Source organism: Streptococcus sp. 1001283B150225_161107_H12, assembly GCF_015552665.1.
In the GTDB taxonomy this organism is placed as follows: Bacteria; Bacillota; Bacilli; order Lactobacillales; family Streptococcaceae; genus Streptococcus.
In genome coordinates this window covers 262,469-288,506 of the sequence record NZ_JADNFC010000002.1, presented here as the reverse complement: position 1 = coordinate 288,506, position 26,038 = coordinate 262,469, and the positions used below count along the sequence as shown (strand labels likewise).

General features: G+C 43.1%; 26 protein-coding genes and 1 pseudogene. 24 read left to right on the top strand and 3 right to left on the bottom strand.

Features of this window, described 5'->3' with window-relative positions:
* Nucleotides 1–17: 17 nt before the first annotated feature.
* The gene (gene lepB, locus I2C87_RS04745; RefSeq protein WP_006596584.1) at nucleotides 18–575 is read left to right on the top strand and encodes a signal peptidase I; all 558 of its coding nucleotides are present in this window, start codon (nucleotides 18–20) and stop codon (nucleotides 573–575) included.
* Between the two features lie 90 nt (nucleotides 576–665).
* Here the strand turns inward: lepB and I2C87_RS04740 are convergent, their stop codons facing one another.
* Nucleotides 666–1,859 (bottom strand): cation diffusion facilitator family transporter, encoded by a 1,194-nt coding sequence (locus I2C87_RS04740; RefSeq protein ID WP_195324111.1) that lies wholly within the window; start codon nucleotides 1,857–1,859, stop codon nucleotides 666–668.
* Between the two features lie 198 nt (nucleotides 1,860–2,057).
* Here I2C87_RS04740 and pcrA point away from each other — a divergent pair, with 198 nt between their 5' ends.
* The 3 genes from pcrA (at nucleotide 2,058) to I2C87_RS04725 (ending at nucleotide 6,790) form a co-directional block, all read left to right on the top strand.
* Nucleotides 2,058–4,343 (top strand): DNA helicase PcrA, encoded by a 2,286-nt coding sequence (gene pcrA, locus I2C87_RS04735; protein WP_154852456.1) that lies wholly within the window; start codon nucleotides 2,058–2,060, stop codon nucleotides 4,341–4,343.
* A 368-nt stretch (nucleotides 4,344–4,711) separates the two neighbouring features.
* Nucleotides 4,712–5,986, top strand: coding sequence for a DUF2130 domain-containing protein (locus I2C87_RS04730; RefSeq protein ID WP_195324110.1), 1,275 nt, complete (start codon nucleotides 4,712–4,714; stop codon nucleotides 5,984–5,986).
* 33 nt (nucleotides 5,987–6,019) lie between these two features.
* On the top strand, nucleotides 6,020–6,790 hold the full coding sequence (locus I2C87_RS04725; protein ID WP_195324172.1) for an alpha/beta fold hydrolase: 771 nt from the start codon (nucleotides 6,020–6,022) through the stop codon (nucleotides 6,788–6,790).
* A 34-nt stretch (nucleotides 6,791–6,824) separates the two neighbouring features.
* Here the strand turns inward: I2C87_RS04725 and I2C87_RS04720 are convergent, their stop codons facing one another.
* Entirely contained in the window at nucleotides 6,825–8,141 is a 1,317-nt protein-coding gene (locus I2C87_RS04720) for an FAD-containing oxidoreductase (protein WP_195324109.1), read from the bottom strand.
* A gap of 180 nt (nucleotides 8,142–8,321) precedes the next feature.
* Here I2C87_RS04720 and truB (I2C87_RS04715) point away from each other — a divergent pair.
* The 17 genes and pseudogenes from truB (I2C87_RS04715) to I2C87_RS04640 all read left to right on the top strand — a co-directional run.
* A pseudogene (gene truB, locus I2C87_RS04715) lies at nucleotides 8,322–8,483 on the top strand (tRNA pseudouridine(55) synthase TruB); the annotation flags it as partial.
* Nucleotides 8,440–8,748 carry a hypothetical protein gene (locus tag I2C87_RS04710; protein WP_229046209.1) on the top strand — a complete coding sequence of 103 codons (309 nt, stop codon included), beginning with the start codon at nucleotides 8,440–8,442 and terminating at the stop codon, nucleotides 8,746–8,748. The pseudogene truB (I2C87_RS04715) and the gene I2C87_RS04710, both read left to right, overlap by 44 nt.
* On the top strand, nucleotides 8,748–8,861 hold the full coding sequence (locus I2C87_RS10155) for a DUF4176 domain-containing protein (RefSeq protein WP_324250045.1): 114 nt from the start codon (nucleotides 8,748–8,750) through the stop codon (nucleotides 8,859–8,861). The genes I2C87_RS04710 and I2C87_RS10155 overlap by 1 nt, the downstream gene beginning before the upstream one ends.
* 44 nt (nucleotides 8,862–8,905) lie before the next feature.
* Nucleotides 8,906–9,667 (top strand): hypothetical protein, encoded by a 762-nt coding sequence (locus I2C87_RS04705; protein ID WP_120702099.1) that lies wholly within the window; start codon nucleotides 8,906–8,908, stop codon nucleotides 9,665–9,667.
* 165 nt (nucleotides 9,668–9,832) lie between these two features.
* Nucleotides 9,833–10,729, top strand: a complete 897-nt coding sequence (truB, locus tag I2C87_RS04700; RefSeq protein ID WP_120702098.1) for a tRNA pseudouridine(55) synthase TruB — start codon at nucleotides 9,833–9,835, stop codon at nucleotides 10,727–10,729.
* A 4-nt stretch (nucleotides 10,730–10,733) separates the two neighbouring features.
* Entirely contained in the window at nucleotides 10,734–11,651 is a 918-nt protein-coding gene (locus tag I2C87_RS04695) for a bifunctional riboflavin kinase/FAD synthetase (protein WP_195324108.1), read from the top strand.
* A 127-nt stretch (nucleotides 11,652–11,778) separates the two neighbouring features.
* Nucleotides 11,779–12,180: a Spx/MgsR family RNA polymerase-binding regulatory protein gene (locus tag I2C87_RS04690; RefSeq protein WP_040803090.1), complete on the top strand. Its 402-nt coding sequence runs from the start codon at nucleotides 11,779–11,781 to the stop codon at nucleotides 12,178–12,180.
* 1 nt (nucleotide 12,181) lies between these two features.
* A complete protein-coding gene (locus I2C87_RS04685) occupies nucleotides 12,182–12,460 on the top strand; it encodes a UPF0223 family protein (protein WP_023026658.1) in 279 nt (92 codons plus the stop codon).
* Complete coding sequence (locus tag I2C87_RS04680; protein WP_195324107.1) at nucleotides 12,450–13,223, top strand: inositol monophosphatase family protein; 774 nt, start codon at nucleotides 12,450–12,452, stop codon at nucleotides 13,221–13,223. The genes I2C87_RS04685 and I2C87_RS04680 overlap by 11 nt, the downstream gene beginning before the upstream one ends.
* A complete protein-coding gene (locus tag I2C87_RS04675) occupies nucleotides 13,220–14,524 on the top strand; it encodes an RsmF rRNA methyltransferase first C-terminal domain-containing protein (RefSeq protein ID WP_195324106.1) in 1,305 nt (434 codons plus the stop codon). The genes I2C87_RS04680 and I2C87_RS04675 overlap by 4 nt, the downstream gene beginning before the upstream one ends.
* Nucleotides 14,525–14,654: 130 nt before the next feature.
* Nucleotides 14,655–15,521: a phosphate ABC transporter substrate-binding protein PstS family protein gene (locus I2C87_RS04670; RefSeq protein WP_195324105.1), complete on the top strand. Its 867-nt coding sequence runs from the start codon at nucleotides 14,655–14,657 to the stop codon at nucleotides 15,519–15,521.
* Nucleotides 15,522–15,538: 17 nt separating this feature from the next.
* Nucleotides 15,539–16,450 carry a phosphate ABC transporter permease subunit PstC gene (gene pstC / locus I2C87_RS04665; protein ID WP_048717261.1) on the top strand — a complete coding sequence of 304 codons (912 nt, stop codon included), beginning with the start codon at nucleotides 15,539–15,541 and terminating at the stop codon, nucleotides 16,448–16,450.
* The gene (gene pstA, locus I2C87_RS04660; RefSeq protein ID WP_006596570.1) at nucleotides 16,440–17,324 is read left to right on the top strand and encodes a phosphate ABC transporter permease PstA; all 885 of its coding nucleotides are present in this window, start codon (nucleotides 16,440–16,442) and stop codon (nucleotides 17,322–17,324) included. Before pstC ends, pstA begins: the two co-directional genes overlap by 11 nt.
* An 11-nt stretch (nucleotides 17,325–17,335) precedes the next feature.
* Nucleotides 17,336–18,139 (top strand): phosphate ABC transporter ATP-binding protein PstB, encoded by an 804-nt coding sequence (pstB, locus tag I2C87_RS04655; protein WP_048689960.1) that lies wholly within the window; start codon nucleotides 17,336–17,338, stop codon nucleotides 18,137–18,139.
* Between the two features lie 36 nt (nucleotides 18,140–18,175).
* Nucleotides 18,176–18,934 carry a phosphate ABC transporter ATP-binding protein PstB gene (gene pstB / locus I2C87_RS04650; RefSeq protein ID WP_048717263.1) on the top strand — a complete coding sequence of 253 codons (759 nt, stop codon included), beginning with the start codon at nucleotides 18,176–18,178 and terminating at the stop codon, nucleotides 18,932–18,934.
* 14 nt (nucleotides 18,935–18,948) lie between these two features.
* A complete protein-coding gene (gene phoU, locus I2C87_RS04645) occupies nucleotides 18,949–19,602 on the top strand; it encodes a phosphate signaling complex protein PhoU (RefSeq protein WP_006596567.1) in 654 nt (217 codons plus the stop codon).
* A 131-nt stretch (nucleotides 19,603–19,733) separates the two neighbouring features.
* Nucleotides 19,734–22,277, top strand: coding sequence for a M1 family metallopeptidase (locus I2C87_RS04640; protein ID WP_195324104.1), 2,544 nt, complete (start codon nucleotides 19,734–19,736; stop codon nucleotides 22,275–22,277).
* A gap of 54 nt (nucleotides 22,278–22,331) precedes the next feature.
* Here the strand turns inward: I2C87_RS04640 and I2C87_RS04635 are convergent, their stop codons facing one another.
* On the bottom strand, nucleotides 22,332–22,874 hold the full coding sequence (locus I2C87_RS04635) for a biotin transporter BioY (RefSeq protein ID WP_195324103.1): 543 nt from the start codon (nucleotides 22,872–22,874) through the stop codon (nucleotides 22,332–22,334).
* A gap of 209 nt (nucleotides 22,875–23,083) precedes the next feature.
* Here I2C87_RS04635 and I2C87_RS04630 point away from each other — a divergent pair, with 209 nt between their 5' ends.
* The 3 genes from I2C87_RS04630 (at nucleotide 23,084) to I2C87_RS04620 (ending at nucleotide 25,830) form a co-directional block, all read left to right on the top strand.
* Nucleotides 23,084–23,680 carry a hypothetical protein gene (locus I2C87_RS04630; protein ID WP_195324102.1) on the top strand — a complete coding sequence of 199 codons (597 nt, stop codon included), beginning with the start codon at nucleotides 23,084–23,086 and terminating at the stop codon, nucleotides 23,678–23,680.
* Nucleotides 23,681–23,792: 112 nt separating this feature from the next.
* A complete protein-coding gene (locus I2C87_RS04625; RefSeq protein WP_023022847.1) occupies nucleotides 23,793–24,467 on the top strand; it encodes a response regulator transcription factor in 675 nt (224 codons plus the stop codon).
* Nucleotides 24,457–25,830 (top strand): sensor histidine kinase, encoded by a 1,374-nt coding sequence (locus I2C87_RS04620; protein ID WP_195324101.1) that lies wholly within the window; start codon nucleotides 24,457–24,459, stop codon nucleotides 25,828–25,830. Before I2C87_RS04625 ends, I2C87_RS04620 begins: the two co-directional genes overlap by 11 nt.
* The last annotated feature ends 208 nt before the right edge of the window (nucleotides 25,831–26,038 follow it).

Sequence of the window (26,038 nt, the reverse complement as noted above, 5' to 3'; positions counted from 1 at the left end):
TGAAAGGGGGGATAGGAATGTCGAAAAGGGATTTGATTCGGAATATTATCATCATTGGAATATTGGGCTTGGTACTTATTACTTTGCGCCTATTTGTTTTTCAACCATTGTGGGTATCTGATCAAATGGCCAATGCCTCCGTTAAGAAAGATGATTTAGTATTAGCGACTAAAAAGGGGAAAATTGATCGAACGGACTTGGTCCTCTACCATGTAAAAGAGAAACAATATCTTGGACGTGTCATTGCGATAGAGAGCGATGAGGTCAGCTATGTGGATGATGTCTTTTATCTGAATGGTGTAGCTACAGCAGAGCCGTATTTGGACAAGATGAAGACCAAACATTTGGCTGCCCCAAGTGGCGATTATTTTACAAATGATTTTTTCTCTAGAGAACTCAAGGGAACCAAGGCTGGAAAAGTACCTAGTAATAGTTACTTAGTCCTAAATGATGATCGCAACAATACCAAAGACAGTCGTGAATTTGGTTATATTCAAGCAGATCAGATTGAGGGTGTTGTCGATTTCAGATTGTACCCTCTAAATAAATTTGGTTTTATTAAAGAAGAAGAATAGTCCATGAGGACTATTTTTTCTTACAAAAAAGCTACTGCAGAAAGGAATTGCAGTAGCTTTTTGTTCTAGTTTAGATTGAGGGAGAGGGATCTATTTTTCCTGTTTACTTGTAATTTGGTGAAAGACCTTTTGCCAGTGTTCGTGACGTCGCCAGAGACTGGTATGGATCTGGTTATGCAATTCATAGCGAATCAACTTAGTCTTTTGACTAATGGATTCGATTTCGAAATTCTTAAAGGGAATTTGATGCTCTTCCTGCAAACGAACCAGGTCCTCTTTGTGGCTTTCTTGGCCGAATTCATTAATGAGGGTGAAGTTGTCTGCTAGGAGGGTTGAATATTCCTGCTGAGCCTGTAGGCGTTCTTCGTAGGTCTTTAACTTGAGAAGGACATTGTCCAGGATCTCATCTTCTGGGATAGAACTTGGCTCCACATGCACATCGATGTCAAAGACACCAAATTGTTCTTTGAGAAGGCGCTCGACCTCTTCAGTAATGGCATGACTCTCATAAACAGAAAGGTCAGGATTCATTTCGATGACAACATCCAGGTAAATATTGCTTCCGTAGGTCCGTCCCCGTTGGGATTTGACCCGGCTGACCTTTGGCAATTCCAGAATAGCCGCCTTGTATTTATCCAGGAGACTTTCATCAAAACCATCAGAGAGACTGAAGGAGGATTCGATGAAAATATCGTAGGCGGTTTTTAGGATAAAGAAGGTGATGACAATGGCCACCAATTGGTCCATAATGGGGTAGTTGAGAGCGCTAGCCCCAATCGCAACAGAAGTTCCCAAGGAAGTGACTACGTCAGAGAGGTTATCTTTGGCAGCTGCCTTGAGGGCCTTGGATTGGGCTTTCTTGGCTAAAGTGCGGTTATGAAGATAGACCGCAAACATGACAAGGGCTGACCCAACTCCAACAATGGCTCCTAAAGGATCAATAACAGTTGTTTCCCTGCTGAGAATTTTTTGAACCGTATCTCGTAGGACATCGAAGCCCACATAAAACATGATGATGGACGTCACCAGGCTAGCTAGATCTTCGATCTTCCAATGACCGAACCGGTGGTCACGGTCAGCTGGCTGGCGGGCTAAGCGAATGCCAATGAGAAGGGCGACGTTGCTGATAATATCGGATAAGTTATTAAAACCATCAGCGACCAAACTGGAGGAGTGAAGCAGGTGGCCTGTTGCTAATTTAGCTGCGGAAAGAATCAGGTAGGCGACAATACTGATCAGGGCTCCACGTTCGGCTAGTTTTAAATTACTTTGTGATCGATTCACTTAGACCTCCTCCAGACTTCTGTAGATTTCCTCCTAAGCGACAAACTTGGATCGTTGTTGATGAGGAAATATTCGTTCTTCTTAAGGCTTTATTATAGCTTTTTTGAGTACAAAATTCAAATGATGCCAACTGTTTCCAAAAGGAGAAAGGGCGAAAATGTGGTATAATAGAACGATTGAATGAATGAGGAGTATGAGATGAATCCTTTATTGAATGGTATGAATGATCGCCAAGCAGAGGCGGTCCAAACGACAGAAGGTCCCCTCTTGATCATGGCGGGGGCTGGTTCTGGTAAGACACGTGTCTTGACCCACCGCATCGCTTACTTGATCGATGAAAAAATGGTCAATCCTTGGAATATTTTGGCCATTACCTTTACCAATAAAGCCGCTCGGGAAATGAAGGAGCGGGCTTATCAGTTGAATCCAGCTACCCAAGATTGCTTGATTGCCACCTTCCACTCTATGTGTGTGCGCATCCTCCGTCGTGATGCGGATCACATTGGCTACAACCGCAACTTCACCATTGTCGACCCGGGTGAGCAACGGACCTTGATGAAGCGGATTTTGAAGTCCTTGAACTTGGATCCTAAAAAATGGAATGAACGGACCATCTTGGGGACTATTTCCAATGCCAAAAATGACCTGATCGATGAAGTGGCCTACGTCGCCCAAGCGGGGGATATGTATACCCAGATCGTCGCCAAGTGTTATGAGGCTTACCAAAAGGAACTCCGTCAGTCAGAAGCAGTGGACTTTGATGATTTGATCATGCTGACACTGCGTCTTTTTGATCAGCATCCAGATGTGCTGACCTATTACCAGCAGAAGTTTCAATACATCCACGTAGACGAGTATCAAGATACAAACCATGCCCAATACCAATTGGTCAAACTCTTGGCTTCACGTTTTAAAAATATCTGTGTCGTTGGGGATGCGGACCAGTCTATTTATGGCTGGCGGGGAGCAGATATGCAGAATATCCTGGACTTTGAGAAGGATTATCCTGATGCCAAGGTCGTCCTCCTAGAAGAGAATTACCGCTCGACTAAGACGATCTTGCAAGCAGCCAATGATGTCATCAAAAACAATCGTAACCGTCGACCTAAAAATCTTTGGACTCAAAATGAAAACGGGGAAGAGATTGTCTATTACCGGGCTAATGACGAGCAGGATGAAGCAGTCTTTGTTGCTAAAACCATTGAAGAGCTCAGTCGCGAAGCTGGCTACAAGCACCGTGATTTTGCTGTTCTCTACCGAACCAATGCCCAGTCACGGACCATTGAAGAAGCGCTGCTCAAGTCCAACATTCCCTACACCATGGTGGGAGGCACCAAGTTCTACAGCCGGAAGGAAATTCGGGATGTCATTGCTTATCTGAACTTGATTGCCAACCTCAGTGACAATATCAGTTTTGAGCGCATTATCAATGAACCTAAGCGGGGAATCGGGCCAGGTACAGTGGATAAGATTCGCGACTTTGCCCAAATGCAAGAGTCCTCACTCCTGGATGCTTCAGCCAATATTATGCTCTCTGGCATCAAAGGAAAGGCAGCTCAATCCATCTGGGACTTTGCCAATCTCATTCTTGATTTGAGAGAAAGATTGGACCAGCTGACCATTACAGAGCTGGTCGAAGAAGTCCTTGACAAGACAGGTTATATGACGGCCCTAACCAATCAGGGAAATTTGGAAAGTCAGGCCCGCATCGAGAATATCCAAGAGTTCCTATCTGTTACCAAGAATTTTGATGAAAATGGAGAGACCGTCGAAGACGAATCAGGTGTGGAAACCTTGAGTCGTTTCTTGAACGATTTGGCTTTGATTGCCGATACAGATGATGGGGCCCAAGAAACTTCAGAAGTCACCTTGATGACCCTTCACGCGGCTAAGGGATTGGAGTTTCCAGTCGTCTTCTTGATTGGGATGGAAGAAAATGTCTTTCCTCTTAGTCGTGCGGCTGAGGATCCAGATGAGTTGGAAGAAGAGCGTCGCTTGGCTTATGTAGGGATCACGCGGGCAGAGAAGGTTCTCTTCTTGACCAATGCTAACTCACGTTTGCTCTTTGGACGGACCAGCTACAACCGCCCGACGCGTTTCATCAATGAAATTAGCTCGGATTTATTGACCTACCAAGGATTAGCCCGTCCAGTTAATACCAGCTTTAAGGCTTCTTATAGCAATGGAGGCGGAACGACCTTTGGAAAAGGAATGAGCCTGTCACAAGCCCTTCAAGAGCGCAAGAGACAAGCAGCCCCAAGTGCTCTCACGTCATCAAGCCTCCCCTTTGGCAATAGCAACCGTTCTAGCGCCAAAGAAAGCGTCGCATGGGCCATTGGCGACATTGCCATTCACAAGAAGTGGGGCGAAGGAACCGTGCTTGAAGTATCTGGTAGTGGTAGTACCCAAGAACTCAAGATCAACTTCCCAGAAGTGGGTCTCAAAAAACTCTTGGCCAGTGTCGCGCCGATTGAGAAGAAATAAACTAAAGCCAGTAAGCTAAGTCCACTGTTTCAGATTATAAATAAGCAACATCTTTTCAGAAATCTAAAGTTATTACTGAATGAGACTATTGAAAAAAATATTTTGGAACTAGTGCAAAATAGATTGAGACTTTTCGCCGTGAGGAAAGCATCAGAAACGCATTAGTTTCTGGTGCTCGGTAGATTTGAGACGAAAGGCTCAAATCTAAGGTATGGAATCCCAAAGGGAGTCGCTACCGTCCGTCCTCACCTAAGGAAAGTCTCTATAAAAGAATGAATATTTACTTAAAACCAGCAAGCTTCGTTTGTTGGTTTTGATTTTACTGGTGGCATGATATAATATACTAAGAATAGAGAAAGAGGCATACTATGAACGAAATCAAGTGTCCCAACTGTGGGGAAGTCTTTACAGTCAATGAAAGTCAATACAGCGAACTCTTGTCACAGGTACGGACAGCAGAGTTTGACAAGGAAATTCATGAGCGAATTCGGCAAGAGTTGGCTTTAGCAGAGCAAAAGGCCCTTAATGAGCAGCAAGAGAAGTTAGCAAAGAAGGATCAAGAAATTGCTCAGTTACAAAACCAGATTCAACAGTTTGATACCGAAAAAGAATTGGCCAAAAAAGAGGTGGAGCAAACGGCTAGCCAAAGCCTGCTAGAGAAAGAAAAAGAAGTGCAAGCACTGGAGAATCAGTTAGCCACTTTGCGCTTGGAGCATGAGAATCAACTGCAAAAAGCTCTTTCTAGTATAGAGAGTGAACGGAAAGAACTGCAGCATCAATTACTTCTTCAAGAGAAGGAAAACGAACTGAACTTAGCTTCAGTTGAACGAGAATATAAGACTGAGTTAAGATTGGCTAATGAGCAAGTTGAACTGTACAAGAATTTCAAGGCTCAACAATCGACCAAAGAAATCGGAGAAAGTTTAGAAAGATATGCGGAAAGTGAGTTCAACAAGGTACGTAGTTTTGCCTTTCCAAATGCTTACTTTGAAAAGGACAACAAGGTTTCTGAACGTGGCTCTAAAGGGGACTTTATCTTCCGTGATTTTGATGAAAATGGCCTAGAATTTATTTCCATCATGTTTGAGATGAAAAATGAAGCCGATGGCACAAAAAGTAAACATAAGAATGCCGATTTCTACAAGGAGTTGGATAAGGACAGACGAGAAAAAAACTGTGAGTATGCAGTTTTGGTAAGTATGCTTGAAGCTGATGACAACTCCTTTAATACAGGCATTGTCGATGTTAGCCATGTGTATGAAAAGATGTATGTCGTCCGTCCTCAGTTCTTTATCCAGATCATTGGGCTCTTGCGCAACGCTGCCCTTAATTCCCTAAAATACAAACAGGAGTTAGCTCTCATTCGTGAACAAAATATTGATATTACTCATTTTGAGGAAGATTTGGATGCATTTAAGGTGGCTTTCGCTAAGAACTATAATTTAGCTTCTGACCACTTTAGCAAAGCCATTGATCAAATCGATAATACAATTAATAGTATGGAAAAAGTAAGAGATTTATTGATGAAATCAAAAAAACAACTTCACTTTGCAAATAATAAGCTGGATGCTGTTTCCGTTAAAAAATTGACTCGGAAGAATCCAACCATGAAGGCCAAGTTTGATGCTCTGAAAGGAGAATAATCTTTGTATTCAGCTAAGAACGCTACCTTGTCCATGAATGGGAAAACCATGGACTATGTGACATTTGGTAAAGGTAAGCAACCATTAGTGATCATACCAGGCTTGGGGGATGGGCTTCAGACCGTTAAAGGAAAGGCCCAGCTCTTTTCCCTCTCTTATCGTCTACTTGCTAAGCGCTATAAAATCTATGTTTTTTCTCGAATCAATGAGCTGAGACGGGGCTATACGACGCGAGATATGGCAGCAGATGTAGCAGAAGCAATGGAGACACTAAACCTAGATACCGCCTATGTCATGGGGATTTCACAAGGTGGAATGATTGCCCAATGGTTGGTGGCGGATTTCCCTGAAAAGGTTCAAAAGCTCATCTTAGCCGTGACCACTGCAAAACCTAGTCAACTTGCTAGAGAACGAATTGAGCATTGGCAAAAACTTAGTCAATCTGGAAATTTTAAGCATCTCATGCTGGATATTGCAAAGCATTCCTACACGCAAAAGAGTTATCAAAAGTGGCGGTTGCTTTATAATATCATGGGTCGCTTGGGACGAATGAAGGATGAGAAACGAATTGCCATTCAGTCTCAGTCTTGCCTTACTCATGATAGCCTTGAGGTCTTAAAAGAAATTCAATGTCCGACCTTGGTTCTTGGTACTCTTGAAGATGATGTGATTGGTGTGGACGGATCTAAGGAACTGGCAAAAGCGATTTCGGATTGTCAGCTCCTTATTCTAAAGCATTCTGGGCATGCTCTGTATGAAGAAAATAAAGCATTTCAAGAGGCTGTCTGTGGATTCGTAAACTAAAAAAGCTGGAATATTTTCCAGCTTTTTATGTTAGTTAAATCGCAAAGAGATCGTTTAGGTTTTCTGCCATGGTTGGGTGGGTAAAGATTTGTTTTGCGATGTAAGTATAAGGGATCTTGTTGTCCATGGCCATGGTGATTAGGTTGATAAGTTCGCCTGCAGCTTCTCCAAAGAGCGTCACTCCAAGAATTTCTTTAGTTTCTGGGTTGACCACGGCTTTGAAAGCACCTCGAAGGTCTGCATTGACGTGTCCGCGTGGCATAGCAGCAACTGGCAATTCTTTAACAGCAACTGGAAGTCCTTTGTCACGTGCTTCTTGCTCGGTCAAGCCGACTTGGGCAAGTGGAGGAGCAATAAAGAGTGTTGTCGCATAATTTCTACGAGTTTCAAGATTGTAGCTACCATCGCCTGTAAGGTAGTTGAAGACAATGCGGAAGTCATCGAGTGACATGTAGGTGAATTGAGGGCCACCATTGACATCGCCAACTGCAAAGACGCCAGGAACGCTGGTTTCCAAATGGCTGTTGACTTGGATCGCTCCACGATCAGTGACTTGGATATCTGTGTTTTCAAGACCAAGTCCAGCTGTGTTTGGCTTACGACCTGTTGCGAAGAGAAGGATATCGAAATCGAAGTCTCCCTTATCTGTGACAACCGTTAAGCTATGGTCACCATCTTTGATTTCTTGGGTATGAACGCCTTGCAAGAATTGAATACCATCTTCTTCCAGGTAGCCTTTTGCAAGAGCTGCGATGCTTGGCTCGATCCGTGGCAAGAACGTGTCCGCAGCATCCAATACTGTTACTTGGCTACCCAAGGTATTGTAGAGATGAGCAAATTCCAATCCGATTGGTCCACCACCAAGGACACCGAGGCGTTTAGGTAGGTTTTCCAAACGTTGAATACCGGTTGAATCCACAGCAAATTTACTTTCAGCTAATCCTGGGATCGGAAGGATAGTTGGCACAGCACCAGTATTAATAATAATGGTTTCAGCTGTCAATTCTTCCTTTTCATCTCCAGCTTGAATTTCGATGACCTTGTTGGAAAGGAAACGAGCTGTCGCATCGATGATGTCTACACCTGTTCCAGCAATCGTTGCGTAGTTCTTGCCATTGAGACGAGTAGTGACCGCATTTTTTTCGCTCATAGCTTGTTCAAAATCCAAGCCTTTTTCTGCTGCGACGATTAAGGTCTTAGTTGGAATACAAGCGATATTGATACAAGTACCACCATACATAGACTTGCTCTTTTCAATCAGAGCGACTTTTTTTCCTTGGCTTGATAATTTCGCTGCGAGTGTTTTACCAGCTTTACCAAATCCAATAACAATAACATCATACATTAACATATGTTACACCTTCTTTCGCTTTCTATTGTATCAAACCCATTTTAAAAAGTCTGAAATCTGCTACGGGTTTTTTTGGAAGCTCATGGGAAGTGGGAAAGAGGGACAAGAAGTCTCGTTTCATGGTATAATAAAGGGTCGGTGACTAGGGTGGTCACACATGAGTTAGAAAGAGCAAATCAGATGGACGGAATTACCAATGTAAAAAAAGAAGCGGGAATGACTTCGCATGATGTGGTCTTTAAACTGCGAAAAATCCTAGGTACCAAGAAGATTGGCCATGGGGGAACGCTAGATCCTGATGTGGTGGGAGTGCTTCCGATTGCAGTTGTTCAAGGCGCCAGATGCGAAAGACGGTAAGGCAAAACTCGTTGCTCAAGCCCATGCCATAAAGGATATCGTGTTTAATCAAGAAGTGAACGACTACTTCGACACCACCGAACCTGAAAATAAGCTAGCTCGAATCATGTTCTCTTATTACGGAGCCCTTAATGCTCAGTTAAAAGGAGACGAAACTCGTGCCCGTAGTTTGTTTGAAAGCATAGCTCATGAAAATCCAGAACTCTTTTATGTTCAGGAAGCTCAGAGATGTTTAGAAGTTGAAAACTGATGTCAGAACGTACTACTTTACCGATTGGGAGTGTTGTTCGAGTGAGAGAAGGTGTGGAACCTGTCATGATTGTTAATCATTGTTCAGATACTAAAAAGCAGAGGCAAAAATGAAACTAGGACCATTTGGATTGAGCTTATCAATAGTGGGGTAAAACATGGAAATACAATTAAAATTACGTGGAAACTCAGAAGGATTTATCCTTGAGTCAAAATTACCTGATGATGAACATTGGACTGAAAGAATTGAAATCGTTCAAGAAGAGGAAGGTTATCGTCTATATGCAAAAGATGTAGAAATTCTTGTCTTGAAAGAATCAGAATATATTTCTAAAAAGAAAAGAATAGTCGCAAGAGGGTTAAATAAGGATTTGATATATTATGAAGAAAAAAGATTTGAACATTTATGGGAACAAGCATACTGGCATGGAGTTTTTCAATTCAATTTAAATAACTATGAAATGAGGTGTGTAGGTTCAGGTAGTAAAGGAGATATTTTACCTGTCACAAAAGCTGGCATTCCGATTGCCGTTTATGCTGCAAGTAATATTGCAATTGCTGGAAAGAGAAACTTTTCTCTCTATACTGAAAATATTGACGAAATTGACAGTTTACTGATGTTTTATATAGTTGATTATATTAGGGGATATGACTTTTTAGATATTGATTCTTTATCTGCAAGATATCGTTACTTTTATCAATTCAGTGATCGCTCAGCTCTAACGAAGGAACATTTAGATATGCTTCCAGAGGCTAGAAAACCTTCTAAATTAGAGGCGTTTATCATCTATTTTTTATCAGCTTTGCTTGTTGTGGTTATCAGTTTGGTATCATTACGCTCTTGGTTCTTATTTATAGTATTACTACTGATACATTCTATTTATAATATCATAAAGAATTGGAGAAATAGAGATGAATAGTAGGGTATTTACCTATAGATTTATTATTGATGCTACATTAAAAGAAATCTTAAAAAAGTGCCAATAGCTTGATCAAAGGCATGAGAGAATGGTTTAAATGATACTGGAACGAGTTAATATAACTTTATTGACCACAACTGAAGAGAGGAAAATAGAAAGCAAGACATGAACGGTATTATCAACTTAAAAAAAGAAGCAGGCATGACCTCGCATGATGCGGTTTTTAAGCTACGTAAGATTTTAGGAACTAAAAAAATCGGTCATGGTGGGACCTTGGATCCGGAGGTTGTGGGTGTTTTACCTATTGCTGTGGGAAAGGCGACTCGCATGGTAGAGTTCATGCAGGATGAGGGGAAGGTCTACGAGGGGGAAATCACTCTGGGATATTCAACAACGACCGAGGATGCTAGTGGGGAAGTCGTAGAGCGGACCCCAGTGGAAGCCCCTTTAGATGCAACAGAGGTGGACCGCATGATTGCCCAGATGGTGGGAGAAATGGAGCAGATACCGCCTATGTACTCAGCAGTCAAGGTCAACGGACGTAAGCTCTATGAATATGCGCGGGCAGGAGAAGTAGTGGAACGCCCTGTCCGACAGGTGACGATTTATGACTTTACGCGCATCGGTGAGATTAGCTACGAGGAAGGACTAGCCCGTTTTCGCTTCAGGGTCAAATGCAGCAAGGGGACCTATATCCGGACCTTGTCGGTGGAATTGGGTCAAAAGTTGGGTTATGCAGCCCATATGTCTCATCTGACCCGAACCAGTGCTGCCGGTTTGTCACTGGATGATGCCCTGACCTTAGAAGAAGTAGCTGAAAAAGTAGGGCAAGGAGATTTGAGCTTCCTTCATCCACTTGAGATTGGTACCGGGGATCTGGAAAAAGTAGAGCTGACAGTTGAAGAAGTTGGCGAAGTCCAAGTGGGACGCTTTATTCCAGTTGAGAGCGAAGCCAGAGAGTTAGCTGCGTTTTACCAAGGGAAATTGGTAGCCATTATGGAAAAAAGGGAAGAACTTTACAAACCTCGCAAGGTTTTTCTGACAGAAAGTGTGTTACAATAAATTTATGAACATTTGTTATGTAACTAGTGAAAAAGAAATAAAAGCTCAAGCAGATACTGTTCTTGTCTTGGGCTATTTTGACGGTCTCCATCGAGGACATCAGGAGCTCTTTCGGACAGCTCGTACCATTGCTGATGATCAAGGACTTCGAGTAGCTGTTTTGACCTTTCCAGAATCTCCAAAGCTGGCTTTTGCCCGTTACCAACCAGAACTACTCCTCCACCTCCAAAACCCAGAGGAGCGCTTTAAACGAATGGAAGAACTGGGAGTCGATGATCTATATCTTATCGATTTTACCAGTGATTTTGCGGCTCATACGGCCCAAGAATTCGTTGCGGCCTACCTAACTGCACTTCGGGCGCGTGTCTTAGTGGCAGGCTTTGATTATAGCTTTGGTAGCGACAGGAAAGTTGCTAGTGATCTAGAAACCTATTTTAAGGGTCAAGTCATCGTCGTTCCACCTGTCCTAGACCAGGGAGAAAAAATCAGCTCGACCCGTATTCGGCAGGCGATTGCATCCGGCCAGGTTAAAGAAGCAGCTGATCTTTTAGGCTATCCCTTATCCAGTCGTGGCATTGTAGTCCATGGGGATGCACGGGGTCGCACCATTGGTTTTCCAACAGCCAATCTGGCGCCTATCGATCGCACCCATCTCCCTCAAGATGGTGTTTATGTCGTCGAAGTAGAAGTGCTAGGAAAACGTCACCGGGGGATGGCCTCTGTAGGGAAAAACTCGACCTTTGATGGGACGGAACTTCGCTTTGAAGCCAATATCTTTGATTTTTCAAAAGATATTTATGGACATACGATTCGGATTTTTTGGTTAGACAAGATTCGAGAAATGGTCAAATTTGACAGTGTAGAAGCCCTCGTCGAGCAACTGCATCAGGACGAGATCCTGGCTCGTCAATGGACCAGATAATTTTTGTTAGAAATTCTCCCTTAAGGGGAGAATTTTCTTTGTCTAAATTAAAAAATCACTATGCAAGCGCGGAATAATTTTGTATAATAGAGTCAGCTAAGTGTGTCCAAAAAAAGAAGAGAAGAACATGATTACATTATTTTTGTCTCCGAGTTGTACATCTTGCCGGAAGGCCCGGGCTTGGTTAGAAAAACATGAGGTTCCTTTTAAGGAACACAATATTATGACGAGTCCTTTAACAACTGAGGAGTTGCGTAATATTTTAGCTCTAACTGAGAACGGTACAGACGATATTATTTCAACTCGTTCTAAAATTTTTCAGAAGCTAAATGTTGATGTAGAGGATTTATCGATTTCTGCTTTGATCAAGTTGATTGAGGAAAATCCTAGTCTTTTGCGTCGCCCAATTATTCTAGATAAGAAACGGATGCAAATTGGTTTTAATGAGGATGAAATCCGTGCATTTCTCCCTCGAGGATATCGTAAGGAAGAGTTAAGATCTGCTACATTAAGAGCGGAGATCCATTAATATGAATAAGAATTATAGTTACCCACTCGATTTATCGTGGAGCACTGAAGAGCTTGCTTCGGTGCTTTCTTTTTTTAATCAGGTTGAACAAGCCTACGAACAAAAGGCAGATGCCCGCATCTACCTAGAAGCCTATAAGGCCTTTAAGAAAGTTGTCCCAAGTATTGGCGAAGAAAAGCGTCTGGGCAAAGAATTTGAAGAGGTCAGCGGCTACTCACTTTATCGTGCAACCAAAGTTGCGAAAGAAAAAGGGGAAGGATGGTTTTCGATTGATCAATAAATTAGAATTTGCTAAGACCATTGTCAAAGAAGCAGGAAGCTATCTTAGAGAACACCTGCATGACCAGCTAGCAATCACAGTCAAAACAAATCCGACGGATTTGGTGACTCAAATGGACCAAGAAGTGCAAGCAACCCTGGTTGGCAAGATTTTAGAAGCCTATCCAGAAGACCACATTTTTGCCGAAGAGGATGACCTTCGTGCACCTATTTGTTCCGGTAAGGTCTGGGTGATTGATCCCATTGATGGGACCAATAATTTTGTGACCCAAAAAGAAGACTTTGCTGTTATGGTTGCTTATTTTGAAGAAGGGATTGGCCAGTTTGGCTTGATTTATGATGTCATGCGGGATCATCTCTTTTTTGGTGGAAAGGATTTTGGAGTCTTTTGTAATGAGCAAGAACTGCAACCCTTTCAAAATCGTCCCCTTAGTGATTTATTAGTGGCTTCCAATGTTGGTATGCTCAAGTCCAACGCTTGGGGCATGGCGGATCTGGGGGCAGAATGCTTAGGAATTCGGGTTTATGGGAGTGCTGGTATCAGCTTTACCAAGATTTTATCCGGTGGTATTTTAGGCTACTTCAGCTATATCTGGCCATGGGACTATGCAGCAGCAGCCATCATGGGCGAGTGCCTAGGTTACTCTGTTTTGACTCTAGAAGGAAAAGAACCCAACTATGAGACCTTGGAGCCCATCATGATGGTGCCAACTTGTAAATTAGATGAGATTCAACCTTTTTTGACGAAAGGAACACACGCATGACCTTTCCTCAAGGATTTAAAGAAAAATATGATCAACTACTTGGAGAGGAGGCTGAGGCCTTCTTTCAAACCTTTGACGAGCCGGCCGTATCTGCCTATCGGACTAATCCATTAAAGGCGGAGCAAATCAGTGGAGATGACCCTATTCCAGGCATGCCTTGGAGTTACTATGGCAAGGTGTCGGGTAAATCGATTGCCCATGTCACTGGACTGGTCTATTCGCAAGAACCGGCTGCCCAAATGGTAGCCCAAGTAGCCCATCCAAAACCAGGTATGAAGGTCTTGGATCTTGCGGCAGCACCGGGTGGCAAGACAACCCACTTGCTCTCTTATTTAGACAATCAAGGACTCCTTGTTTCCAATGAAATCCACAAGGGGCGCTCCAAGATTCTGGTCGAGAATGTCGAACGCTTTGGAGCCCGTAATGTCGTGGTGACCAATGAATCAGCCAATCGCTTGGCTAAGGTTTTCCCAGCCTATTTTGATTTGATTGTTTTGGACGCACCATGCTCTGGTGAAGGAATGTTTCGAAAGCAGCCAGATGCTATGGACTATTGGCATCCTGATTATCCAGCCCAATGTGCTGGTCTCCAGAGAGAAATCTTAACAGATGCCCTCAAGATGCTTGCACCAGGGGGGCAGCTGGTTTATTCGACTTGTACCTGGGCACCAGAAGAAAACGAAGAAATTGTCTCTTGGCTCTTAGACGAATATGAGCTGGAATTGCTACCGATTGAAAAAATCAATGGCATGGTAGAAGGGATCGGCCATCCTGAAACAGCTCGGATGTACCCTCATCGTTTCAAAGGGGAAGGGCAATTTGTTGCTAAATTCCATTATCAGGGAGAGCCTGAAGTCAAGAAGATCAAGGAAGGCCGTTCCAATCTAACGGCTGAGCAGAAAAAGTTGTGGCAAGCTTTTGCCAAGGACTGCTTGGCCATGGACTTGGAGGGCCTCTACCAATGTTTTGGAGATCAGCTTTATCTATTGCCGGTTGGACTTCCTGATTTGAAAAAGGTCAAGATTGCTCGCAATGGCTTGCACCTTGGAACCTTCAAGAAAAATCGCTTTGAACCTAGCTTTGCCTTAGGCCTAGCTCTGAAGCCAGAGCAAGTGAAGAAAGCGGTCAGCTTATCAGATCAAGACTTCATCAAGTACGTAGCTGGGGAGACCATTCAACTGGAGCGGGACTATACCAATGGATGGTATCAAGTCTTAGCTGGAGGCAATGGTTTAGGCTTTGCTAAAGTAACGGGCCGTACCTTGAAAAATTTCTTTCCAAAAGGCCTGAGATTTAGATAAATTATTAGGAAATGCGGTCTTTCTATGTTATAGTGGAAATAGAGTGATTCTTGCTAGAATACTAGAAGATGACCAAGTGTTTAGAGATAAAATTTAAACGATATTTGATTATGATTCAAGGAGACTTACATTGAATAAATGCAAAAAGCTAGTCCTTGGGCTAGTAACAGTAGCACTTGCAGCTTCTCTATCTGCCTGTGCATCTTGGATTGACCGTGGAGAAGCGATTACAGCTGTTGGATCGACAGCTCTACAACCCTTGGTTGAAGGGGTAGTAGATCGTTATATTGAAGAGCATCCCGGTAAGATTGTCAATGTCCAAGGGGGTGGATCTGGTACAGGTCTGTCTCAGGTCCAATCAGGAGCTGTCGACATTGGAAATAGTGACCTCTTTGCAGAGGAAAAAGATGGCATCGATGCTTCTAGCTTGGTAGACCATCAAGTGGCAGTAGCGGGAACAGCTATCATTGCCAATAAGAATATTTCTGTAGACGATTTGACAACCGAACAATTGCGTAAGATTTTTACTGGTGAATATACCAACTGGAAGCAATTGGGTGGTGAGGATCTGGAAATTACCATTGTGAACCGGGCTGTAGGATCTGGTAGCCGTGCTGTGTTTGATGATATCATCATGAATGGGAAAGACCCAAAACAGGCTCAGGAACAAGATTCCAATGGAATGGTGAAAAACATTGTTTCCCAGACTCCAGGTGCCATTTCTTATTTGGCCTTTACCTACGTGGATGATAGTGTTAAAACCATGAAGTTAAATGGCTATGAACCAACTAAGGAAAACGTGGTGAACAATAACTGGCCAATCTGGTCTTACGAACATATGTATACCAAGGGGGAGCCAAGTAAATTGGCTAAGAAATTCTTGGATTACATGATGACTGATGAGGTCCAGCAGGAAATCGTTGGTAAGATGGGTTATATCCCAATCAATGATATGAAAGTCAGCCGTGATCTTGACGGTAACATTACGAAGAAATAAGAAGAATTAGGTAAAACATGAACGAAGTAGCAAAAAAAATGCTCGCAAAGTCCAATAATTCTCGGTTGGAAAAATTTGGTAAAACCATTACTTTCTGCTGTATGAGTTTGATTGTCTTTGTCGTAGCTTTGATTTTGATTTTTGTAGCCCAAAAGGGATTATCGACCTTCTTTGTCAACAAGGTCAATGTCTTTAGTTTCCTTTTCGGATCCACATGGAATCCATCAGGAAAAGAATTTGGGGCTTTGCCAATGATCTTGGGTTCCTTCATTGTAACCCTTTTGTCAGCCTTGGTGGCGACACCTTTTGCCATTGGTGCGGCAGTCTTTATGACAGAAGTTTCTCCTAAGGGAGCTCGCCTCTTACAACCAGCCATCGAATTGTTGGTAGGGATTCCTTCTGTTGTATACGGATTTATTGGTTTGCAAGTGGTGGTTCCATTTGTTCGTTCCATCTTTGGTGGGACAGGATTTGGGATCTTGTCAGGGGTCTTTGTCCTCTTTGTCATGATTCTTCCAACTGTGACCTTTATGACAACAGACAGCTTACGGGCAGTGCCTCGTCACTATCGGGAAGCGAGTATGGCTATGGGAGCGACTCGTTGGCAAACGATTTGGCATGTCACCTTAAAGGCGGCACGCTCAGGTATTTTTACAGCAGTTGTCTTTGGAATGGCCCGTGCCTTCGGTGAAGCCTTGGCTATTCAGATGGTGGTCGGAAACTCAGCGGTTGTTCCAAATTCTTTAACAACCCCAGCTTCCACCTTGACCTCTATCTTGACCATGGGTATCGGAAATACGGTTATGGGAACAGTTAACAACAACGTTCTCTGGTCACTTGCCTTGGTGCTCTTGCTGATGAGTTTGGCATTCAACAGCGTTATCAAATTGATCACGAAAGAAAGAGGTAAGAAGAACTATGCACGCTAAAAAAATAGATAAGATAGCGACAGGGGTTCTCTATGCAATTGCTGGAATTATTGTCACTATTCTTGCTTCTTTGATTCTCTATATCCTGGTTAGAGGGTTGCCGCATGTGTCTTGGACCTTCTTGACTAGTAAATCCTCTTCTTACCAAGCAGGGGGAGGAATTGGGATTCAGCTCTATAATTCCTTCTTCCTCTTAGTCATTACCTTGATTATTTCCTTCCCACTTTCATTAGGGGCAGGGATCTACTTGTCAGAGTATGCCAAGAAGGGCCCATTGACCAATTTGGTTCGGACCTGTATTGAGATCTTGTCTTCTCTCCCATCGGTCGTAGTTGGTCTCTTTGGTTACTTGGTCTTTGTAGTGCAGTTCCAATATGGCTTCTCGATTATTTCTGGGGCCTTGGCCTTGACGGTCTTTAACCTGCCTCAGATGACACGAAACATTGAAGATAGTTTGCAAAATGTCCACCATACACAAAGGGAAGCCGGCCTTGCGCTTGGAATTTCTCGTTGGGAAACCGTGATTCACGTGGTGGTACCTGAAGCCTTGCCAAGTATTATTACGGGTGTCGTACTAGCTTCTGGGCGGATCTTTGGGGAAGCAGCGGCCTTGATTTATACTGCTGGTCAGTCTGCCCCAGCCTTGGATTGGAGCAACTGGAACCTCTTTAGTGTCACCAGTCCGATCTCTATTTTCCGTCAAGCAGAAACCCTAGCGGTCCACATTTGGAAGGTCAATAGTGAAGGAACCATTCCAGATGCGATTGAAGTATCCGCTGGATCGGCTGCAGTCTTGTTGATCTTCATTTTGATTTTTAACTTTGGAGCGCGTAAGCTCGGTACTTACCTCCATAAGAAATTAACCTCAGCATAAAAGGAGAAGAAATGTCAAAGTACAATTGGGATGAGAAACATATCATTACTTTTCCTGAAGAAAAAGTGGTCCTTTCGACCAAAGACTTGCATGTCTACTATGGTTCAAATGAATCCATCAAAGGCGTGGATATGCAATTTGAGAAGAATAAAATTACAGCTTTGATCGGTCCTTCTGGATCTGGGAAATCTACCTATCTTAGAAGTTTGAACCGGATGAACGATACCATTGATATTGCGCGTGTGACTGGGGAGATCTGGTACGAAGGGATTGACGTTAACCGTCCAGATATCAATGTCTATGAAATGAGAAAGCATATCGGAATGGTCTTCCAACGACCAAATCCCTTTGCCAAGTCTATCTACCGCAATATCACCTTCCCCCACGAGCGGGCAGGTGTCAAAGACAAGAAGGTCTTGGACGAAATCGTCGAAAAATCTTTGAAGCAAGCAGCCCTCTGGGATCAGGTCAAGGATGACTTGCACAAGTCTGCTTTGACGCTTTCAGGTGGTCAACAGCAACGCCTTTGTATTGCCCGGGCTATCTCCGTTAAACCAGAGATTTTGCTCATGGATGAGCCAGCTTCAGCCTTGGATCCTATCGCGACTGCTCAGTTGGAAGAAACCATGCTAGAGTTGAAGAAGGACTATACTATTATCATCGTGACCCACAGCATGCAACAGGCAGCTCGTGCTAGCGATTATACAGGATTCTTCTATCTAGGTGATTTGATCGAGTATGATAAAACAGCCAACATTTTCCAAAATGCAAAACTGCAATCAACCAACGATTATGTATCTGGTCACTTTGGATAGGATTTGGCAACATTGAAATAACATAAGGATGAAAACATGACAGAACCAATTTTGCAAGTCAAGGACTTGTCGGTTTATTACAATAAGAAAAAGGCACTGAATAGTGTGTCACTGGATTTCACCCCTAAAGAAATCACGGCTTTAATCGGCCCGTCTGGATCTGGGAAGTCTACCCTGCTCAAAGCCATCAACCGGATGGGAGATTTGAACCATGAGGTGACAACAACAGGAACAGTCATTTACAATGGTCACAATATCTATAGTCCTCGGACGGATACAGTAGAACTTCGTAAGGAAATCGGGATGGTCTTCCAACAGCCCAACCCCTTCCCTATGTCTATCTATGACAATGTCACATACGGACTCATGATCAATGGGGTCAAGGACAAGCAAGTCTTGGATGAAGCAGTCGAAACCTCTTTGAAAAATGCTTCTATTTGGGATGAGGTCAAGGATCGTCTCCATGATTCAGCGATTGGTCTTTCAGGGGGACAGCAACAACGGGTTTGTGTGGCGCGTGTATTGGCAACCAGTCCTAAGATTATCCTCTTGGATGAGCCAACATCAGCTTTGGATCCGATTTCTGCTGGAAAGATTGAAGAAACGCTTTATGGATTGAAGGATCGTTATACCATGCTCTTGGTGACGCGCTCTATGCAACAAGCTAGTCGGATCTCGGATAGGACGGCCTTTTTCTTGGATGGGGACCTCATCGAGTATGATGACACCTCAAAAATCTTCTTGAACCCTGCTCGTAAGGAAACAGAAGATTATGTATCAGGGAAGTTTGGATAAGAAAGGGAAAGTAAATGTTACGTGTACAATTTGAAGAAGATTTAGAAAAGCTTCATAACCAGTTTTATGCCATGGGAAATGAAGTCTTGACCCAGATCAACCGCACGGTTCGAGCTTTTGTCACTCATGATCGTGATCTGGCACGTCAGGTGATTGAAGATGATGCGGAGATTAATGAGTATGAAGTGAAGTTGGAGCGCAAATCCTTTGAGATGATTGCCCTTCAACAACCGGTTTCTCAGGATCTTCGGATGGTGATGACTGTCTTAAAAGCTGTATCTGACGTGGAGCGTATGGGAGACCATGCGGTATCTATCGCCCGTGCAACCATCCGTATGAAGGGAGAACTTCGTAGTAAGGTTGTAGAAGAAGAAATCAGCAAAATGGGTCGAGAAGTCAAAGACTTTGTTGAAGCAACCTTGGAGCTCTACTTAAAAGGGGATGTTGAAACGGCCTATGAAGTAGCAACTCGCGATGAAAAAATTAATGAGTACTATGATCGTATTCAAGAGTTAGCAACGGAAGAAATCAAGCATAATCCTGACTTGATCATTACTGGACGTGATTACTTCCAAGTCATCAACTACTTGGAGCGTATTGGTGATTACGCTAAAAATATCTGTGAGTGGGTTGTCTACTTCGAAACTGGAAAAATTGTGGAATTATAAGAAAAGTAAGTCTGAGGTCATGATCTCAGACTTTTGTCTTTTTGTAGGTCTGGTTTTGCCCCCTCTTACCTTACAGTTAGTAGGATTTATGTTAGAATAGAAGATGAGAAAAAATGAAGAAGGAGTTACTCATGCAAGCAGTTGCACATTTTATTGATACATTTGTACCTGAGCACTACGATCTATTCTTAGATTTGAACCGCTCTAGTAAAACTTTCTCAGGGAAAGTGATCATTAGCGGAGAAGCAAAAGAGACTCGCATCTCTCTTCACCAAAAGGATTTGATCATCGAAACTGTACAAGTAGACGGGCAGGACTGTGCCTTTACAGTCAATGATGAGGAAGAGGCTGTCTTTATCGAAGTTCCTGCTACTGGAAAAGTAAACCTTACCCTCACTTATGCAGGTAAGATTACAGACAATATGACAGGAATTTATCCTTCTTACTACACAGTAGATGGTGTAAAGAAGGAAGTAATCTCTACTCAGTTTGAGAGCCACTTTGCACGTGAAGCCTTCCCAAGTGTGGATGAGCCAGAAGCCAAAGCGACCTTTGATTTGGCTGTGAAATTTGACCAAGAAGAGGGAGAAATCGTTCTTTCTAACATGCCTGAAATCGATGTGGAAAACCGTAAAGAAACAGGGATTTGGAAGTTTGATACGACTCCACGTATGTCTTCTTATCTCTTGGCCTTTGCGGCTGGAGACCTTCAAGGAGTGACAGCTAAGACCAAGAATGGAACCCTAGTCGGTGTCTACTCTACCAAAGCTCACCCATTAGAAAACTTGGACTTCTCATTGGATATTGCCGTACGTGCTATTGAATTTTATGAAGACTACTATGGCGTGAAGTATCCAATCCCTCAATCTCTTCATATCGCCCTTCCAGACTTTTCTTCAGGTGCGATGGAAAACTGGGGCTTGGTAACCTACCGTGAAGTCTACCTTCTTGTTGATGAGAATTCGACTGCCCAAAGCCGTCAAACAGTAGCTTTAGTGGTGGCTCACGAGTTGGCTCACCAATGGTTCGGAAACCTCGTGACCATGAAATGGTGGGATGACCTCTGGTTGAATGAAAGCTTCGCCAATATGATGGAATATGTCAGCTTGGATGCCATCGAACCAAGCTGGAATATCTTTGAAGACTTCCAAACAACTGGTGTGCCTGCTGCCTTGAAACGCGATGCTACAGATGGTGTTCAATCGGTCCATGTGGAAGTCAAACACCCAGACGAGATCAACACCCTCTTTGACCCAGCCATCGTTTACGCTAAGGGGAGCCGTCTCATGCACATGCTTCGCCGTTGGTTAGGCGATGATGCCTTCCGTAAAGGGTTGAAGATTTACTTTGAAAAACACCAATACGGAAATACCATCGGTCGTGACCTTTGGGATGCTCTTGGGCAAGCTTCAGGTCGTGATGTCGCAGCCTTTATGGATTCTTGGTTGGAGCAACCAGGATACCCTGTTGTCTCAGCTGTTGTAGAGAACGATACCTTGATCATCCGTCAAGAGCAGTTCTTCATCGGAGAAAGAGAAGAAAAAGGCCGTAAGTGGGTTGTTCCATTGAATAGCAACTGGACAGGTATTCCAGATACCTTGGAAACTGAAGTCTTAGAAATTCCAAACTACAGTGCCTTGAAAGCAGCTAACAGCGGAGCTCTTCGCTTCAATACAGAAAATACAGCTCACTATATCAGTGACTACCGTGGGGAATTGTTAGAAGACATCCTTGCTGACCTTGCTAACTTAGATAGCACTTCGAAACTACAAGTGGTTCAAGAACGCCGTCTCTTAGCAGAAAGTGGTCAAATATCTTATGCAAGCCTCTTGCCAGTGATTGAACATTTGACAGAAGAAAGTTCCTACTTGGTTGTTTCAGCTGTTTCGAGTGTCTTAGCTGGAATCAGTCTCTTTGTGGATGAAGGAACTGAAACAGAAGTGGCCTTCCATGAGTTGTTGAAACGCTTGAACCGTTACAATTTTGAACGCTTGGGACTGGAAGCTAAGCCTGGTGAATCAGAAGAAGACGAAAAAGTTCGTCAGCTAATGATTGCTAATATGATCAAGGCCAATGATGAAGCTGCAAAAGCACAAGCGAGCGCTATCTTCGAAGCGCACGCAGCTGATCTAGAAAAACTTGCAGCTGCCATTCGCTTGCAAATCTTGGTCAACCAAATCAAACACCAGGAAACCAAGGAACTTAGCCAACAATACCTGGATACCTATGTGAAGACAGTTGATGGAAACTTTAAACGCCAGTTGGCGGCTGCACTTTCTTATACCAAGGATAAGGAAACTTTGGAAGCTCTATTGAAAGAGTGGAAGAACAAGGATGTGGTGAAACCTCAGGACTTGGCTATGAGCTGGTACTTCAATTTCTTGCACCATGACTTTACCCAAGGTAGAACCTGGACTTGGGCGCGTGAAAACTGGGATTGGATCAAGAAAGCACTTGGTGGTGATATGAGCTTTGATAAGTTTGTCATCTACCCAGCTAACTGTTTCAAGACCCGTGAACGCTTGAATGAATACAAGGCCTTCTTTGAGCCTCAATTGGATGATATGGCGATCAGCCGTAATATCAAGATGGGAATCAAAGAAATCGCGGCTCGTATTGATCTCATCGAGCGGGAGAAAGCAGCTGTTGAAGCAGCCCTTCTAGCAACGAAATAAAGAAAAAAGCTCCTAGAGAGGAACCTGCAGGTTTGTAGGCCTCTCTAAGAGTTTTTATTTTGCTTTTTTGAAATATGGGAGATGTTTGAGATTGCGATAGAGAATAACTGCGAAAACCGTTGTCAAAGTCATCTTAATCAAATCTGGTAATACAAAAGGTAGGACGACCAGTTTTACGGTGAGATCCAAACTCTGGTGGGTAATGAGCATAAAACCTAAGGCCCCCCCAATAAAGAGAACGACTTCCCCTAAGGCGTTAGCAAGGAAGATGCGAATGGGTTGTCCCTTTTGGCCAGCGAAGATAGAAGTCACCAAAGCTCGAAGAGGGAAGAAGAAAAGGAATCCAGCAGTGGGACCGTAGAAGGCGCTGATGCCTCCGTGACCACCTGAAAAGACGGGAAGGCCAATAGCACCTAAGAGAAGGTAAATGAGAACAGAAAGAGTGGCTTCTGTAGGGCGATAGATGCTAGCAATCAAGCCGATTGCTAAAGTTTGAAGCGTGATTGGAATGGGGCCAAGGGGGATTTGAAATGGAGATAAGACAGCAATCAGTGCTGCTCCAAGGGCAATTAATGTCATTGATTCTATTTTTTTCAAAACAGTAAACCTCGCTTTATTTTTATGGTAACTATTCTACAAAAAAGAAGGCAAGCCTGTCAAGTCCTCTATTCAGCTGTGACAATTGTCTCCATCCTCATTTTAGGAAAATTTAAGAAAAAATTTAGTCACGATTAAGGAAGAATCGGTAAACTATCTCTATCTAAACAAAGGCCTTGTTTAAATAAATAATTTAAGGAATGGAAAGAATGCAAGCTTCGAATGAACAAAAGCAAGAAAGAACTGAAAAAATGATTGTCGTTAAGAAAAGTCCTAAGTGGTGGGCAACTGCTGCAGCAACAGGAGGACTCATCGTTGGGATGACTGGTGGATTTGGCTTGGGAATGTTGGCGACAGCCAATACAACTTCCCAACGCCAACAAGCAGCGGTAGCTACACAAAATAGTAACCAGCCTGCCCAAAATTCTCAAGGACAAAATGGCCAGGGGAATCATCAAGAACAAAATGGACCTTCTAACTCACAAGGTTTTGATGGACAAAATGGCGGACCAGGACAAGGACAAATGAATGGCCAACCACCACAAGGAGAGGGACCACAAGGTGGTCAAGGACAAGATGGCTTTGGTGGTGGACCAGGCGGTATGCCCCCGCAAGATGGCCAAAACGGTGGACCAGGACAAGGGAATAGGAATGGCCAACCACGACAAGATGGTGGGCCTCAAGGTCAACAAGACAAGCAACAAAATGGTAAACCGAGTAAAAAGTCCTCTAAGAAGTCCAATTCAAAAAAATCGTCTAGTAATACAAACAATTCATCAAAGGATGAGACAGGGACAGTAGGCTAAGAAAAAAGTTGAAATCGCTATCTGAATGCTACTGAATAAGGCCTTGTCATGTTATAATAGAGTAGAAAATACTCATCATCCTTGTGTGGAAGAATGAGAAGGAGAAGTACACATGATTAAGATTCTATTAGTCGAAGACGACCTCGGTTTGTCTAATTCAGTATTTGATTTTTTAGATGACTTTGCAGATGTCATGCAGGTCTTTGATGGAGACGAAGGCCTTTATGAGGCTGAAAGTGGCATCTATGACCTCATTTTGCTAGATCTCATGCTTCCTGAAAAAGATGGTTTCCAAGTTTTGAAAGAATTGAGAGATAAGGGTGTCTCCACTCCAGTATTGATTATGACAGCCAAAGAGAGCTTGGACGATAAGGGCCATGGGTTCGAGTTGGGGGCAGATGACTACCTGACCAAACCATTCTACCTAGAAGAACTCAAGATGCGGATCCAAGCATTGCTGAAGCGCTCTGGTAAGGTCAATGAAAATACCCTTTCTTATGGGAATGTAACCGTTAATCTTTCGACAAATTCTACGCTTGTTGAAGGGAAAGAAGTGGAGCTATTAGGGAAAGAATTTGATCTTTTGGTCTATTTCCTTCAAAATCAAAATGTTATCCTGCCCAAGACACAAATCTTTGATCGACTTTGGGGATTTGATAGCGATACGACTATCTCGGTTGTCGAAGTTTATGTTTCTAAGATTCGTAAGAAGTTAAAAGGAACAGAATTTGCAAAAAATCTCCAAACATTGCGTAGCGTGGGGTACATTCTGAAAGATGCTCAATAAAATAAAAAAAACTGTTAATGCGGATGACTTTTCTTATTTCATCCGCTATTTCGGACTCTTTACCTTAATTTTCTCAACCATGACCTTGATTATTATTCAAGTGATGCGGTCAAGTCTGTATACAACGGTTGATGAAAATTTAAAGATGCTGAGTAAAGATCGTTATTCTATTATTAGCTTGGCCAATCGTACCGGAAATGGGATGGGAAGAGACGAACCAGATGATGACCGACCAGAAGATGATGAACTTGGTCCCGAGAATGGCCCTAGACCATCGGTCACTTCTAATAGTACAGCCATCCTCTTGAATGATAATTTTGAAAATGTGACGACGGATAATGGTTTCCTGGATCTAAAAACAGTGACCTTTAGTCGCAGCTATTTAAACAAGATCAAGCAGATTCAAATTACCAATCATTATAAGCAGAAGGAAAGTTACCGGGCTTATTTGGTGGATATTGACCCTGATGATTATATCGATGGGGTGAAATATGCCGTGATCATGACCAATATTAGCCAGTTGGAGCAGACCAGTGAAAAACACGAGAGCCAAATCGCTTTGGTCATGATTTGCTTCTGGGGCATTTCCCTCTTTGCAAGTATCTTCCTGGCTAAAATGAGTGTGAAACCTCTCTTAGAGAGTATGAATCGGCAGAAGGCATTTGTCGAAAATGCTTCTCATGAATTGCGGACACCTTTAGCAGTTTTGCAAAATCGTTTGGAAACCCTGTTTCGAAAACCAGAGGCAACGATCATGGAATCCAGTGAGAACATCGCCTCCTCTTTGGATGAGGTTCGCAATATGCGCTTACTGACGACCAATCTCTTAAACTTAGCCCGTCGAGATGATGGGATTAAACCTGAGTTTTGTGAAATTCCTCCCTCTTTTTTCGACCAAACTTTTGCCAATTATGAAATCATTGCCGAGGAAAATGATAAAATCTTCGAGTATGAGAATCAGGTCGAAAGGAGTCTGGTGTCTGACAAGGTCCTACTGAAACAGCTGATGACCATTTTGTATGACAATGCCCTCAAATACACAGAGGAAGAAGGAAAGATACGGTTTGTCGCCCAATTCAAGGATCGCTATCTCTATCTTCGGGTAGAGGATAATGGACCAGGGATTTCAGACGAAGATAAAAAGCGGATATTTGATCGATTCTACCGAGTGGATAAGGCGCGGACCCGTCAAAAGGGTGGTTTTGGTTTAGGCCTATCCTTAGCCAAGCAAATCGTAGAAGCCTTTAATGGTACCATTACCGTTCGAGATAACAAGCCAAAAGGTGCTATTTTCGAGGTCAAACTAGCAACCAAGTCAGATAGTAAAAAGAAATCAAGTTCTAAATCAACGAAAAACAAGTAAGAGAGTGGGACAGAAATCGGTAATTCGTTAGAATTCGATTTCGTCGTCTCACCTCCGCACAGTTGAATAGGGCTGTAAAAGCTGATAAAATCAGCGTAGTAGAGCCCACTCAGCCACTGCGTCTTGCTCAATAATCCAAAGACAATTGAGAGGCTAGGACTTTTGTCCCAGCCTCTTTTTTATCTATTTCAAATAATCGCTATTTTCG

Coding starts and splice junctions, on each gene's coding strand:
- phoU (WP_006596567.1), top strand. CDS start 18,949: ATGTTACGTGTACAATTTGAAGAAGATTTAGAAAAGCTTCATAACCAG.
- I2C87_RS04690 (WP_040803090.1), top strand. CDS start 11,779: ATGATTACATTATTTTTGTCTCCGAGTTGTACATCTTGCCGGAAGGCC.
- I2C87_RS04630 (WP_195324102.1), top strand. CDS start 23,084: ATGCAAGCTTCGAATGAACAAAAGCAAGAAAGAACTGAAAAAATGATT.
- lepB (WP_006596584.1), top strand. CDS start 18: ATGTCGAAAAGGGATTTGATTCGGAATATTATCATCATTGGAATATTG.
- I2C87_RS04620 (WP_195324101.1), top strand. CDS start 24,457: ATGCTCAATAAAATAAAAAAAACTGTTAATGCGGATGACTTTTCTTAT.
- I2C87_RS10155 (WP_324250045.1), top strand. CDS start 8,748: ATGTCAGAACGTACTACTTTACCGATTGGGAGTGTTGTTCGAGTGAGA.
- I2C87_RS04675 (WP_195324106.1), top strand. CDS start 13,220: ATGACCTTTCCTCAAGGATTTAAAGAAAAATATGATCAACTACTTGGA.
- pstA (WP_006596570.1), top strand. CDS start 16,440: ATGCACGCTAAAAAAATAGATAAGATAGCGACAGGGGTTCTCTATGCA.
- I2C87_RS04640 (WP_195324104.1), top strand. CDS start 19,734: ATGCAAGCAGTTGCACATTTTATTGATACATTTGTACCTGAGCACTAC.
- pstC (WP_048717261.1), top strand. CDS start 15,539: ATGAACGAAGTAGCAAAAAAAATGCTCGCAAAGTCCAATAATTCTCGG.
- pstB (WP_048717263.1), top strand. CDS start 18,176: ATGACAGAACCAATTTTGCAAGTCAAGGACTTGTCGGTTTATTACAAT.
- I2C87_RS04720 (WP_195324109.1), bottom strand. CDS start 8,141: ATGTTAATGTATGATGTTATTGTTATTGGATTTGGTAAAGCTGGTAAA.
- pcrA (WP_154852456.1), top strand. CDS start 2,058: ATGAATCCTTTATTGAATGGTATGAATGATCGCCAAGCAGAGGCGGTC.
- I2C87_RS04725 (WP_195324172.1), top strand. CDS start 6,020: ATGAATGGGAAAACCATGGACTATGTGACATTTGGTAAAGGTAAGCAA.
- I2C87_RS04685 (WP_023026658.1), top strand. CDS start 12,182: ATGAATAAGAATTATAGTTACCCACTCGATTTATCGTGGAGCACTGAA.
- I2C87_RS04710 (WP_229046209.1), top strand. CDS start 8,440: ATGTGGTGGGAGTGCTTCCGATTGCAGTTGTTCAAGGCGCCAGATGCG.
- truB (WP_120702098.1), top strand. CDS start 9,833: ATGAACGGTATTATCAACTTAAAAAAAGAAGCAGGCATGACCTCGCAT.
- I2C87_RS04705 (WP_120702099.1), top strand. CDS start 8,906: ATGGAAATACAATTAAAATTACGTGGAAACTCAGAAGGATTTATCCTT.
- I2C87_RS04730 (WP_195324110.1), top strand. CDS start 4,712: ATGAACGAAATCAAGTGTCCCAACTGTGGGGAAGTCTTTACAGTCAAT.
- pstB (WP_048689960.1), top strand. CDS start 17,336: ATGTCAAAGTACAATTGGGATGAGAAACATATCATTACTTTTCCTGAA.
- I2C87_RS04625 (WP_023022847.1), top strand. CDS start 23,793: ATGATTAAGATTCTATTAGTCGAAGACGACCTCGGTTTGTCTAATTCA.
- I2C87_RS04695 (WP_195324108.1), top strand. CDS start 10,734: ATGAACATTTGTTATGTAACTAGTGAAAAAGAAATAAAAGCTCAAGCA.